This window comes from Microbacterium amylolyticum, assembly GCF_011046975.1.
Taxonomy (GTDB): Bacteria; Actinomycetota; Actinomycetes; order Actinomycetales; family Microbacteriaceae; genus Microbacterium; species Microbacterium amylolyticum.
Map to the genome: position 1 here is coordinate 746,479 of NZ_CP049253.1, position 12,944 is coordinate 759,422.

The 12,944-nt window shown below is 62.3% G+C and carries 9 protein-coding genes; 7 read left to right on the forward strand and 2 right to left on the reverse strand.

What is annotated here, in order from left to right; translation table 11 throughout:
* Positions 1-10 precede the first annotated feature (10 nt).
* Genes G6N81_RS03725 through G6N81_RS03745 form a run of 5 tightly spaced genes read left to right on the forward strand, consistent with a single transcriptional unit; the run spans position 11 to position 4,364 of the window.
* Positions 11-1,096: an ABC transporter ATP-binding protein gene (locus G6N81_RS03725; protein ID WP_165133242.1), complete on the forward strand. Its 1,086-nt coding sequence runs from the start codon at positions 11-13 to the stop codon at positions 1,094-1,096.
* Positions 1,093-1,905: an HAD family hydrolase gene (locus tag G6N81_RS03730; RefSeq protein ID WP_165133245.1), complete on the forward strand. Its 813-nt coding sequence runs from the start codon at positions 1,093-1,095 to the stop codon at positions 1,903-1,905. The genes G6N81_RS03725 and G6N81_RS03730 overlap by 4 nt, the downstream gene beginning before the upstream one ends.
* The gene (locus G6N81_RS03735; protein WP_165133248.1) at positions 1,892-2,737 is read left to right on the forward strand and encodes an inositol monophosphatase family protein; all 846 of its coding nucleotides are present in this window, start codon (positions 1,892-1,894) and stop codon (positions 2,735-2,737) included. The genes G6N81_RS03730 and G6N81_RS03735 overlap by 14 nt, the downstream gene beginning before the upstream one ends.
* Positions 2,738-2,739: 2 nt before the next feature.
* The gene (locus G6N81_RS03740; protein ID WP_241245105.1) at positions 2,740-3,783 is read left to right on the forward strand and encodes a LacI family DNA-binding transcriptional regulator; all 1,044 of its coding nucleotides are present in this window, start codon (positions 2,740-2,742) and stop codon (positions 3,781-3,783) included.
* Positions 3,780-4,364 carry a GNAT family N-acetyltransferase gene (locus G6N81_RS03745; protein ID WP_165133252.1) on the forward strand — a complete coding sequence of 195 codons (585 nt, stop codon included), beginning with the start codon at positions 3,780-3,782 and terminating at the stop codon, positions 4,362-4,364. The genes G6N81_RS03740 and G6N81_RS03745 overlap by 4 nt, the downstream gene beginning before the upstream one ends.
* Here the strand turns inward: G6N81_RS03745 and G6N81_RS03750 are convergent.
* Positions 4,294-5,589, reverse strand: coding sequence for an MFS transporter (locus tag G6N81_RS03750; RefSeq protein ID WP_241245057.1), 1,296 nt, complete (start codon positions 5,587-5,589; stop codon positions 4,294-4,296). The genes G6N81_RS03745 and G6N81_RS03750 overlap by 71 nt on opposite strands.
* A 190-nt stretch (positions 5,590-5,779) precedes the next feature.
* Here G6N81_RS03750 and G6N81_RS03760 point away from each other — a divergent pair, with 190 nt between their 5' ends.
* Both G6N81_RS03760 and G6N81_RS03765 read left to right on the forward strand, forming a co-directional pair.
* Positions 5,780-6,088 carry a helix-turn-helix domain-containing protein gene (locus tag G6N81_RS03760; protein ID WP_241245058.1) on the forward strand — a complete coding sequence of 103 codons (309 nt, stop codon included), beginning with the start codon at positions 5,780-5,782 and terminating at the stop codon, positions 6,086-6,088.
* Between the two features lie 140 nt (positions 6,089-6,228).
* A complete protein-coding gene (locus G6N81_RS03765; RefSeq protein WP_165133258.1) occupies positions 6,229-9,228 on the forward strand; it encodes a DEAD/DEAH box helicase in 3,000 nt (999 codons plus the stop codon).
* Between the two features lie 36 nt (positions 9,229-9,264).
* On the opposite strand, the gene G6N81_RS03770 is transcribed toward G6N81_RS03765, so the two are convergent.
* Complete coding sequence (locus G6N81_RS03770) at positions 9,265-12,939, reverse strand: YobI family P-loop NTPase (RefSeq protein ID WP_165133260.1); 3,675 nt, start codon at positions 12,937-12,939, stop codon at positions 9,265-9,267.
* Positions 12,940-12,944: the final 5 nt, after the last annotated feature.

The window sequence follows — 12,944 nt, forward strand, 5'->3', positions numbered from 1 at the left end:
AAGACAGACCATGAGCGCCATCCGTCTAGAACAGGTCGCGAAGACCTATCAGGGCAGCGACACTCGCAGCGTCGACCGGTTGGATCTGACCGTCGAAGAGGGCGACTTCCTGTGCCTGCTCGGCCCGTCCGGCTGCGGCAAGTCCACAACACTCCGCTTGATCGCCGGGCTGGAAAGGCCGACAGAAGGGCGCATCGACATCGGCGGAGCCAGCGTCGACGATGTTCCGCGTGGTATCCACGTCGCGGCGGAACGACGCGGCCTCGGCTTCGTGTTCCAGAGCTACGCTCTCTGGCCGCACCTCACAGTGCGTGAGAACGTCGAGTTCGGGCTGACGATGCAGAAGATTCGGTCACGCGAACGTCGTGTGCGCGTCGACCACGCATTGGAAACTCTCGCCATTGCCCCGTACGCCGATCGCTACCCCGGCGATCTCTCGGGAGGTCAGCAGCAGCGCGTCGCCATCGCGCGAACGCTTGCCGCGCGTCCCGCCGTCATGTTGCTCGACGAGCCCCTGTCGAACCTCGATGCACGACTGCGCCTGGAGATGCGTGCGGAGTTCCAACGGATTCACCGCGAGACCGGCACGACAATGGTCTTCGTCACCCACGACCAGTGGGAGGCGATGACCCTGGCCACCCGCATCGTCGTCATGAACGAGGGACGTGTCCAACAAATCGGTTCCCCCCTCGACGTGTATTCCCAGCCGGCCAACCGGTTCGTGGCGGAATTCATGGGGAGCCCGCCCCTCAACGTCGTCGAGCGTTCGGGCGTCGGCCGCGCGGCGCAGGCCCTGGCCGAGTGGCGCGGAGCGGACGGAGCCGTCACCGCAGGTCTTCGTCCGGAGGCCGTGCAGTTCACGGATCTGCCCAGCGCGGGAGCGTTTTCGGTTCCCGTGACGATCGAGGCGCTTCTTCCCACGGGCGGATCCTGGATCGTCGAGGCGTCAGACGGCGCGCGGCGCATCTTCGGAACATCCACAACCATCCCAAATGTCCGCGAGGGCGACCGGACGAACGCGTGGGCTCCCGCCCGAGACGTTTTGCTGTTCGCTGAAGACGGATCTCGGCTGACAGAAAGTCTGGTGGCTGCATGAGCACCCCCACTCTCGTGACCGCGCAGGGCGCGCGCAACATCACGGATCTCCCGAAGGCGCTTCTGCTCGATTTCGGCGGCGTCATCGTCGCCTCAGAAAAGCCGAACGGTTGGCAACGCGTGGTCGCCGAGGCGATCGTCGATCTCGCGGGCGCAGCCGCCGTGCCGCCCATCGATCGCATTTGCGCCGATGTCACCGCCGGCGCGGTGGCTGCGGGACAGTGGCGCAACGCGATGTCTCGGCCGTTGCGTCCCGCCGAGCTGGCTCAGACAACCTTCGTTATGGACTTCATCGCGGCGGACTGGACCGAATCGCAGCGAAGCGCGATATCTCCGCACGTTGCGGCGATCAGCTACCGCGTATCCACGGCAAAAGAACGGCGCACGCTTCGTCCCGGCATCCGCGAATTGCTCGGGTTCTGCCGCGAAAACGGAATCCCCGTCGCCATCGTGTCGAACGCCCTCTCCGGGCAGGTGCACCGAGACTTCCTCGCAGAGGAGGGCCTGTCGGACGCGTTTTCCGCCGAGATCTACTCAGACGAGGCCGGCGTGAGAAAGCCGAACCCCGACTTCATGTTGATGGGGTGCGAGGCCGTCAATATGCCGCCCGAGGACTGCTGGTACGTGGGCGACCATCTCGACAGGGACGTTCTGTGCGGAACGCGCGCCGGAATCGGACGCAATGTGCTGATGCCATCGCCCCATGCCGCTACTCACCCTGAGGTGTTCGGAATCGAAGCAGACCTCATCACCGACACCCCCGCCAGCCTCTTGGACCTGATGAAAGAGATCTCAGATGACCTGCGTTGAAACCCGTGCGCTCGCGACCTCTGCTCTGAGGGGCGTTGCCGAGCACGCTGCTCGGGAGGCGGGCATCTATCTGCGTGGTGTGTTCCGCGAAGAGATGACCGTTGAGCGCAAGCGCGACCGCCATGATCTCGTCACGATGCACGACCGCGCCTCAGAGGAAATCATCGTTCCCCTGCTGTCAGACGGTGCGCCGGGCTCACGCATCGTTGGCGAAGAGGGCGGCGTACGCGGGGGGAACGGTCCGGTCACCTGGTACATCGATCCAATCGACGGTACGTCAAACTTCGCACAGGGGATCGCGTTCTTTTGCGTCGCTATCGCGGCCGAACGGGACGGTGAGATTGTCGCCGGAGTGGTGTACGACCCGATTGCCGACCGCATGTTCTCGGCATCAGACGACGGTGCGTTCCTCGACGACGCTCCCCTGCACACAGGGCAGGCTCTCGGCCCCGACGCCGCCACGGTGATCACGGGCTATCCCACCGCGCGCGACCTTCAGGCGGACGGTGCTGCCGCGCTCGAGGCATTCGGATCACTCGTCAACGCGTTCAGTTCGGTTCGGCGCACCGGTTCTGGCGCACTGACGATCGCTCACGTCGCCGCGGGATGGGCGGATAGCGCACTCGGCTCCTCCGTGAACCCCTGGGACGTAGCCGCGTCGATGCTCATCCTGCGCAGGGCCGGCGGCGACTACCGCCCGCTGTGGTACGACGAGGCGCCGTCCGGCGGGGATCACCTCGCGCCCGGCTTCGTGGCAACGCGGGCTGGCGGCTCCTACCCCGCGCTCGACGCGGTCGCGGACGGGATCGTGACGCGCAGGCGCGGCGTGTGACCATGCTCGCCTCGGGGCGCGCGCCGACGATCATCGAGGTGGCGGCGCGCGCCGGCGTATCGAAGTCACTGGCGTCGCGGGCGCTCCGTGGCGAGAGGGGCGTTGCGGATGAGACGCGGCGGCGCATCCATGTTGCGGCCGCCGAGCTGGGATACCGGATCAATTCGGCCGCGCGCTCGCTTGCGCGCGGCCGGTCCGGGATCGTCGGTGTTGTTCTCAACGACATCGGAAACCCGCACTTTACGGGTGTCGTCGCCGGAGTTGAAGCCGAGGCGCGCGAACGCGGGTTGCGAACGATCATCGGTCATGGCGCGGACTCCCCTCCCGAACTCACTCGCCAGATCGAAACCATGCTCGAACTCCGCGTCGATGGAATCGTCGTCGTGAGTTCGTGGACTCCCGTCGATGTTCTGGCGCGCGCGGGGAAGGCAACGCCAATCGCCGTGGTCGCCCGCCTGGCAACTCCTCCGGAAGAAGTCGACATGATCGCGAGCGATGATCTCTCCGGCGCTCGGGCCGCAGCCGAACATCTTCTGGCGATCGGACGCCGCCGAATCGCGTATGTCACACGGTCCACGAGCGCGACCAGCGATGCCCGCGCCCGCGGCACCCGCGCGGCGCTGAACCATGTGGGGCTCGACCTCGAGGTTCATCGCGTCGAACGGGAGGATTCGGGCGCCGTGGCGCGAATTCTCTCGTCCGGGGTCGATGCCGTTCTCGCGAACAACGATTTGATGGCAACGGAGATCCTGCGGGTCGCCCATGAGCACGACATCGGCGTTCCGGATGACGTCGCTCTCGTCGGATACGACGACACACCGATCGCGAGGTTACTCTCCCCCGCGCTGACAAGTGTCAATCAACCACAGCGAGCGATGGGCCGGCGGGCGATTGAGTGCATCGCCGAACGCCATGATGGTCGAAGCGACGCTGTCCGCGCCTGGTACGAGCCCACCCTGCTCGTTCGCGGTTCAACGCTCTCCCGGAGGTCCGATGCGGCCCAGGCCGCCACCGGCGCGCACGCTGCCCGTAGGGTGGCGGTATGAGCGCTGAGCTGACCTTCCGCACCGCAGAGCCCTCCGATGTCCCCGAGATCGTCCGGTTGGTCGAATCCGCGTACCGAGGCGAAGCCAGTCGCGCGGGATGGACAACGGAGGCGGACCTGCTCGCGGGCCAGCGCACCGACCCCGAACAGGTCGACGAAATGCTCATCGCGGAGGGATCGGTCGTCTTTCTCGCGGAACGAGGCGGAACGATCGTCGCGTGCTGTCACCTCGAGAACCGCGATGATCACGTGTACATCGGCATGTTCGCCGTGTCACCGCCGGCGCAGGGCGCGGGCTATGGGCGCACTGTCCTCGCCGCCGCAGAAGACTTCGCACGCGCGGAATGGGGCGCGAACGAGGCGCGCATGACGGTGATCATTCAGCGCATCGAACTCATCGCTTGGTATGAACGCCGTGGCTATGCCAAGACGGGGCACACCAGCCCTTTTCCCTACGGTGACGATCGGTTCGGCATTCCCCAGCACGACGATCTCGCGTTTGAAACGCTCGTCAAGCCCCTCGGTCCGCGCCCTCGATCGTCGAGCGGTGTGAGCGGCTGGCCCACAACAGAACGGGAATGAGAAGCACGGCGAGGAATCCTCCCGCGAGGGAGAGCCCGGCGAAGCTGGTTCCCGCCATCACCATGCCGGACATCGCACCCCCTCCGGCACCGGCGAGCGCCATGAGAACGTCGACAGTTCCTTGCGTTCGCGCCCGATTCGCGGGAACCGTCGCGTCGATGAGAAGCGCCGTTCCGGCGATCACGCCGAAGTTCCACCCAAGGCCCAGCAGAATGAGGGCGACGATCACCAGAACGAGCGAGTCGCCTGGCGCGAGCGCGGCAACTCCCCCGGCAAGAAGAAGCGTGACGCCCGAGGCGATCGCCACGGGTGCGCGGCCGAGCCTGTCGACGAGAACTCCCGTCACCAGTGATGGCAGGAACATCGCGGCGATGTGAAGGCTGATCACCAAGCCGATGTCGCCCAGGCCGTGGTGGTGGGATGTCATGTGAACGGGCGTCATGGTCATGATCGCGACCATCGCGATCTGCGTGAGCACCATGACCGTCGCGCCGACATAAACGCCCCTTCCCCGTCGTGGGGTCGCCTGCTCTTGTGCTCCTGAGACGGCCCGAGCGGCGGCGTCCATCCGTCGGGCGATGAGAAACGGATCCGGTCGCAGGAACGTGAACAGAATGATGCCGGCCGCGAGGTACGCCGCTGCCGCCAGCAGGAAGGGGCCCGAGAGCGCGGGAATGCCGATGCCGATCGCCAGGGCGCCGAGAGGTTCGATCAGGTTCGGGCCGGCTACCGCGCCGAAGGTCGTCGAGACCATCGCGATGCTCACGGCGGTGCCCCGTCGTGCCGGCAGCGCGAGATCCGTTCCGGCATACCGTGCCTGCAGATTCGTCGCGGTTCCGGAACCGTAGACAAACAGTGACACCAGGAGGAGAGGAACGCTGACCGTTGCGGCGGCGGCCACGACGCCGATCGCACCCAAGCCGCCCGCCGCGAATCCGCCCCCGAGGGCGATGCGGCGTCCGAGACGCTGCGTGACCCGCCCAATCAGAAATGCCGCGAGGGCTGATCCCACGGTGAACAGTGCGGTCGGGAGGCCGGCGAAGCCCTCGCTTCCGAACATCTCCTGCGCAAGGAGCGCGCCAACGGACACACCGGCCGCGAGACCAGCGCCGCCGAGCACCTCGCTCATAACGACGACGATCAACGTGCGCTTGTGAACTCTGCGACGTTCGTCGTCATCGATGCGGGGCTGATCGTCACGATCACGCTCGCTACTCGGAGTCACGCGGCCCACATCATTCCGCCGATCAATGGTGCACCTCGCTGGGTGGTTCTCAAACCCGTGCAAGCCCCTTATGACGCTGATTCGCAGGGTTCTGCGGGGATCACGACGCTCGGTGTCACGCTCTGAGCGTCAGCCTATCGAGGATGTGCGCGGCCCGGTGGCGAAGAACTCGCCTCGTCCTCAAACCCGTTTGAGTGTCCCGAATCGGGCTGCGCTGGCCGAGGAGTACGCCAAGCGAGTGTCAATCGATGAGCTGGTGCGGCGGTTCGGGATACACCGCACGACTGTGCACCGGCTCGCTGCTCAGGCGGGTGTCGCAGTGCGGCGCCGCGGTCTGGATGAGCCTGGGCGTCAAGAAGCTACGCGGCTGTACGAGCAGGGTATGACGCTCGAAGAGGTCGCTGCCGAACTGGGGGTCGGTGACCCGACGGTCCGCTCTGCGGTCGTGGCCTGTGGTGGAACGATCCGCTCCCGGGGTCGCCGTCCGGCCACGATCTGACGGACAGCTCTCGTCGCCGCCAGAGCCCGGCAGCCAACGACACAGCTCTGAGCGAAGCGAGAGACCACGTTCAGCGTCCATACTAGGGAGTAGAGGAGTTGCGAAGGCACTTCGTGGACCTGGGACGAAGGAGTGCCCACATGGCTGTCATCGAGCGACAAGACATCGACGGCAATGAGTTGTGGTGGCTCAGCGAGGGTGCAGGCGCTCACCAAGAGGAACCCCAGGACGGCAACGCCGTAGCAGCGTCTCTGGCGGGGCGGTTCCGTTTCGTTGAGGAGTCCGAAGCGGGCGTCGGCCTCCGCCGCCCGCAACTCGGCGCGTTGCACGCGATCTTGGCCCACCGGTCCACCGAAGAAGACGAGCCAATCACAGTAGTGATGCCGACAGGTACCGGCAAGACCGAGACGATGCTCGCCGCCTACTGCCACTCGCCCTCTCGGACTCTGGTGGTGGTGCCGTCTGACGCCCTTCGTACACAGATTGCGGAGAAGTTCACGACGCTTGGCGTTCTACCTTCTGTTGGCGCCGTTGTTGGTGATTTCGTGTGCCCTGTCGTCCTCGTTATCAAGAGCGGGCTTCAGACGGTCGATCAGGTAGAGCATGTTCTATCGCGCGCGAGCGTGGTCGTCGCGACGGCGCAGGCGCTAAACGCCTGCTCAGATGAGGCGCGTTCACATCTCGCGCAGTCGTGTCAGCGCTTGTATGTCGATGAGGCTCACCATCTCGGCGCACGCACGTGGAAAGAGGTAGTTGGCCTGTTCGACGGCCGTGAAGTCGTCCAGTTCACCGCGACTCCATATCGCGAGGACGGCCGGCATCTTGGCGGTCGTATCGCATACGCATATCCGCTTCGTCTGGCACAGGCTCATGGCTACTTCTCCCGAATCAACTACCGCTCGGTGATCGATCTCGCCGATCCCGACCGGGCAGTTGCTACCGCAGCCATCGAGCAACTTCGTGTGGATATCGACGCTGGACTCGATCATCTCCTCATGGCGCGTGTTCGCTCCGTAGAACGGGCGAAGGAGATCATCAAGCTGTACGAGGAGATCGGCTCCGAGTTCTCCCCCATTCGCATCGATACGGGCATGGCAGAGTCAACCCGCAGGAAACGCAGAGAGAAACTCTTCAACCGCGAGAGCCGCATCGTTATTTGCGTCAACATGCTCGGCGAGGGCTTCGATCTACCGTCGCTCAAGATCGCAGCGATCCATGATCCGCAGAAGAGCCTCGCTGTCACCTTGCAGTTCGTTGGGCGCTTCACCCGAGTGGGTGACGACTCACTCGGAGAAGCGTCCGCATTCGTCCCGCTACAGGTTGCGGGAGTCGACGAACGGCTTCGTAAGCTCTACGGCGAGGATGCCGACTGGAACGAGGTCATCCGTGACCTGACCGAGCGCGGAGTCGGCCAAGAAAAGGACCGGACAGACTTTGAGCTGGCTTTCGGGTCGGTTCCGCGTGAAGTAGCCATGCGCAGCATTCATCCGAAGATGAGCACGGTCACCTATCAGTCCGAGACATCACTCACCTGGAACCCGGAGAGTATCTACGACGTTTTCGAGGACCGGTTACTGACCACTCGACTCGGCATCAACAACAAGGACAAGGTGGTCTGGTGGGTGTCGCGCGAGGCGACGCCCGTGAGATGGGGCGACTTCGCCAGCTTCAACGAACTCGTACACCACCTTCACGTCGTATACGTCGACGATGTGGCAGGGTTCCTCTACATCAACAGTACGAACAACACTTCGATGCACGAGGACATCGCGAAAGCTGTCGGCGGAGACGACGTCACACTCGTGAAGGGAGAGACTGTGTATCGCATCCTCTCCAAGGTCAAGCGCCGAGTCCCGACCAACGTCGGCCTCCTTGACTCAGTCAGCCGCAATCGCCGCTTCTCCATGCACGTCGGCCAAGACGTACTCCATGCCTGGCGCGGCGAAGGCGGCACGAAGATGAAGACCAACATCTTCGCGCACGGATTCTTCGACAATCGTGCTGTCAGCTTCGGGGCATCCCGTAAAGGACGCGTCTGGAGTCACGAGCAAGCTCGGGACATCCACGACTGGGTCCGCTGGGCCAGCCAGGTCGGACCAGCCATCACAGACACATCCATCTCGCTCGATTCCGTCATGTCGGGTTTCCTGTTACCCGAGCCCGCACGGGAGCGCCCACCCTTGGTTCCCCTGTCGATCGAGTGGCCCTATCAACTCGTCGCAACCTTCAGCGATCGACGGAAAGTGAGCTACGAAGATCAGGCATTCTCGCTGCTCGACACCGAACTGTCCCTCACGGACCATACAGCGGACCAGCCGCTCCGCTTCGAGGTCAAGACGCCATCCTGGTCCCTAGAGTTTGAGTTTGAGTTCCGTGAGGATGGACCTCCGACGATCCGCCCAGTAAGTGACGACGGCCAGGTCCTCACGCCATCTGGCGCGGGCAGCCTCGCGGCATTTCTCACCGCGCACGGCCTCCTCGTGACGTTCGAGGATGAGGTAGTCCTAGTCGAGCAGGGCTTCTTACTGAAGCCAGAGAGAGAACGACGTCTCTTTCCTATCGACGCCGTTGAGACCATCGACTGGTCTGGCGTCAATATCAGACGCGAGTCGCAAGGTGTCGAACGCGACCCCGCGACGATCCAACATCGCGCCATTGAGGCACTCTCTGCTGAGGATGAATGGGAAGTCGTCCTCGATGACGACGGCACTGGTGAACTGGCCGACATCGCTCTTCTGCGACGGACCGATGATGCGTTGGAGGTTCTACTCGTCCACTGCAAGTACTCGTCCAGCGACAAGCCGGGCGCACGTATCAATGATCTGTACGATGTGTGCGGCCAATCAATGAAGATGAATCGGGCGAAGTCTATGCCGGAGTTGCTTACGAAACGACTTTTCCGACGAGAGCAAGATCGTCAGACGGCTGGAAAAAGTGGTCTCATTATCGGAGATATCGGGACTCTCGCGGCTATTGTTCGTGAAGCGCGCTACCGCCTGCTGCACGTCACTGTGGCGATCGTCCAGCCCGGGATGTCAAAGTCCGCAGCGAGTGACGACATGCGATCTCTCCTTGGGGCGACAGATCGGTTCCTTGCAGAGACCTACGGAATAAAGTTGCGCGTAATCGCAAGTGCCTAGCTAACTGCCGTTTCCGAGTTAACACGTTCGTTTTCCTCAATGGCGCATGTTTACTCGGATTCCACCGATCAATTTGGCCGGACCGAAAGAACTCACCCTGTTGCGACGTTGCAGCTCTTTGAGCAGCTCATCGGTGCCGGCTCGATCCTTCAAGCGCGGACGATGGTGCCCTGTCCTCGTGAGAGGCTCATAATCGTCTCCCAATCCGAGCAGGATTTGGTCTAGGATCCCAAGTTCTATGTTCGATAGATGTGCTTCGAGCAGAGTCAAAACATGTTCAGCCGGGGCACCAGCCTTGGCAAGCGCGAGCAGTAGTTCAACTGAAATGTCGTTGCCTTTACTTGCCCATTCGCAAAAAGCGATCACGCTCTGCCGAGACAGACGGTCACTGACGAACTCTGCATCGTCGGCGATCGCGCGCTTCACAGTTGGTGCCAGGCGTCGACTCCGCATCACTTGAGCCAGATCGTCGCTCGACAACTCCAAATCGCATACGTACGACGCTAGTTGCTTGGACGCTGCGAAGTAATCCTCGCGGAATGCGAACGGGCGGTCACTCACAAGGGCGTAGGTGTCGACGGCGTCAGGCACCAGGTCCTCGTCTAGCAGCGATGGAAGGACGGCGAGTCCGCCGTCAGACAAGTATTCGGGGTCCAAACCGCCGGGCAGGTTGAGCTGCCCGAGTAGGCGGACGGTTGCTGCCGAGTCCAACGCGCCGGAGTTGGCCAGTGCATATGCAAGCCCCAGCCTGGGCTCTTCGTCCACACCCTCGGCCTCGGTGAGGTTGAGGATGCCGAGGTTCTCGATCAGTTCTTCGTTGACTCCGAACTTGCTGACGAACTGGCTCACGTTCCAGACAGTCGGCGCGAACCGACCTGCCGACACCACGTGTCCCCATGCTTCGTCATCGAGGTTCGTAAGGTCGGCAACTTCGCAGGAGTCCGCCGCACGGGCCGCGACGAGGCACACGGCAAACTCGGCTGCATCTACGACGTCACCGAGCACAGCAACGAATGCGTCTGGACTCTCGACGGTCACCTCGTCGTCTTGGAGGACGTCAAGGTAGTCGTCCAGGTTCGCGAGCACATGCCTGTAGACGGAGTCATCGGCAGCGTTCATGGCGTCAAGCGCTAGACCGGTGCTTTCATCTAGCGCGACTGACAGGTTCATCCGCGTGACCGGGTACAGGCTTGCGGCCACCGTCGCCTTGCGCTGTTTCTCTCCGAGCACGCCGAGATCGCTTATCTGCGCGCCGAGACGACGTAGTAGAGCCATCACGTCGGTGGCCTTCGCCGCATCCGTCTCGCCAACGAATGCCTGCATCTGGGCGTAGTGCTCCGATACGAACTCCGCGACCTGGTCAGATGCTACGTAGTCTGCGTCCTTCGTGGCGCTCGTGATAGCCGCATCAACGAGGGCCACGACTACTTCGAGTTCTAGTGGTGCCTTCTCGACCAGGTGAATGAAAAGACCGTCCCAGCGCGGAGCCAATCGACGTATGAGCTCATCGTGAGATTTGCCGTCTATCAGGTATGCGTCGAGGAAAGAGGAGTCATCCCGCGAACGCACGGCGAGCTTATCGATGGCCTTGTCCAGGTGCTCGGGATGTGTAGACAAGTAGTAGTCAAACACTTCGACGTTGAAGACACTTTCGCCGTCGAGGAAGCGGGAACCCATCTCCTTCTCAACCGCTTCGATCGAGCTTGTCTCATCGAAGTGAAAGTGGGGAGCTGCGCGATCGACTTGGACGCAGTGAAGGATGAAGTTCATCGCACTCACGCTGATCGCGATGTCATGGTAGTCCGAGCAGTACAGAGTGAAGTTCTCGTCAATGTAGCCCTTAGCCAGCAGATCGCGTCCCAAAGGAGACACGAGTTCGCTGATGATGGAGTCCAAATTGCGTTCGTCGCCGTTCTCGGCAGGCATGACGAGATCCGTCTTGGCCATTAGTTCCGCCATCGTGGCCTTCGTGACGAAGTCTTTAGTCTCCAGTGCCACCCGGGAATCGCGCTGAAGGCGGGCAACATCAGTGCCTACGGCGTCGTCCAAACCAGCGGTCCCTATTCCTGCCAGCGAGATCAGTTCGTTGAACGTCAGGTCGATTCCGCCGTACCCCGGACGAAAGAGACGTACCGCATCGCGATTCTCGTACAACGACCTCCAGAAGTCACCCGATGTCAGATCTGACAGCTGGTAGTCCTCTGACTGATACCGAAGGACCGGCTTACCTCCGCGCCCCGTCGCTCGGTAGACGATTGGCAGCACCTCTCGCAGCCGCTCACCGGCTGCGAGAGCGTGTTTTTCCCAGAGCACTTTTCTCGCCACTCGGTTCTGTGCCGTCTTGCTGCGCACTGCCTGATGCCGAGTTTGATACTCAACCATCTTGTGGAAGGCCCGGTGTGCCTCGTCGATCTTGCTTGTGCCGAGCCGGATAGCCTCGAAGTCTTCCAGGTGGAGGTTCTTGTAAACCATCATCGCAAACAGGCGGTCGGCAGTCAGCCCCTTGAGCCCATTCTCACCGAGCACGGATGCGCGATAGATCTCGTACTCGTTTCGGATGTTGCGGATCACGCGCATGTCGGTCAGATGGGCGCCGACAAGATTCACCAATGCTGTAGACGGTTGGTGGTCCGCTCCGGCGAACTCGGCCTCGAGAAGATCCCGTGCCGAACGGTGGGTGATGAACGGAACCATCGGCACTACCAGGTCGAAAAACTTTGTCCTGTTCGCCGAAGGTGCAGACTCCAAGGCGGACGCATGAAGGGCCGAAGTCGTGGTCTCCTCCCCGTCGGATTCCGCGTCTACTCGAAGTTCCTCGAAGATGCTGTCCCGGACTGCGTAAACGAACTGAATCGGCCGTGACTTGATCTGCTCGGAGTTGTTTAAGACGGTGTTTAGCTCACGCAGGGTCTCGAAGATGTGCGGGTCCTTGAACCGGTCTAGGTCCTCAAAAATCGCGACCTTTGTCTTCGTCCGCTGGAAGAAATAGACGATCTCATCCAGGTACTCGTCGAAGTACGAGTTTTCTTTCGCGCTCAGCTTGACCGCTGCTCCGCCAGCGGAGACACTCTCCACCCGCATTCGGCTCTGAAAGACACGGAGGGCTAAGAACCAGACCCAGCCCACGAGCGCGCCGAGGACGCCGATGGCGACCCAAGCCGCCCAAGAATGACTGTCGACCAGGCTCTCGGGTGCCACGTTCTCGATGCGACTGACCAGCCCAAGAAGAACGGCAACAACGAAGAATCCGACTGCTACTAAACCGCCCCACATCAAGGCTGGCCAAGGTTTGAACGAGTCGATGCGAAAGTACCTTGAACCCGGCATGTCCGAAGGCGGCTTCCGGTAGAGGAGCTGCTTGACGATTTCCTTCTGTATGAGGTTGGTCAAGGGCGCAAGCGATCCGTCTTGCTGGATGCGTGCCCGCTTCGTGTCGTCGATGCCGAGGCTCGACAAAGACAAATTGACCCACTTGATCTTGCGTCCGTCTAACTCCCCCTGGACACCGAGGATGACACTGCTCTTGCCGCTGCCGTAGTGACCCGCAAGAGCGATGTTCTTCGCGGCCGTTTCGGACTTGTGAGTCAGTACGTCAAGGAGGACGGCCGCGTTGCGCCCGTGGAGTTCCACTTCGTACGCGGGTCCCAGACTCCGAAGGACGGGCACGGTAGAACTCGGTGCTGGCTGCCGTGCCGGTCGATCAGATGACATAGGTG

Excerpts from the sequence above, each read along its gene's own strand:
- G6N81_RS03725 (WP_165133242.1), top strand. The coding sequence starts at position 11 with ATGAGCGCCATCCGTCTAGAACAGGTCGCGAAGACCTATCAGGGCAGC.
- G6N81_RS03730 (WP_165133245.1), top strand. The coding sequence starts at position 1,093 with ATGAGCACCCCCACTCTCGTGACCGCGCAGGGCGCGCGCAACATCACG.
- G6N81_RS03735 (WP_165133248.1), top strand. The coding sequence starts at position 1,892 with ATGACCTGCGTTGAAACCCGTGCGCTCGCGACCTCTGCTCTGAGGGGC.
- G6N81_RS03740 (WP_241245105.1), top strand. The coding sequence starts at position 2,740 with ATGCTCGCCTCGGGGCGCGCGCCGACGATCATCGAGGTGGCGGCGCGC.
- G6N81_RS03745 (WP_165133252.1), top strand. The coding sequence starts at position 3,780 with ATGAGCGCTGAGCTGACCTTCCGCACCGCAGAGCCCTCCGATGTCCCC.
- G6N81_RS03765 (WP_165133258.1), top strand. The coding sequence starts at position 6,229 with ATGGCTGTCATCGAGCGACAAGACATCGACGGCAATGAGTTGTGGTGG.
- G6N81_RS03770 (WP_165133260.1), bottom strand. The coding sequence starts at position 12,939 with ATGTCATCTGATCGACCGGCACGGCAGCCAGCACCGAGTTCTACCGTG.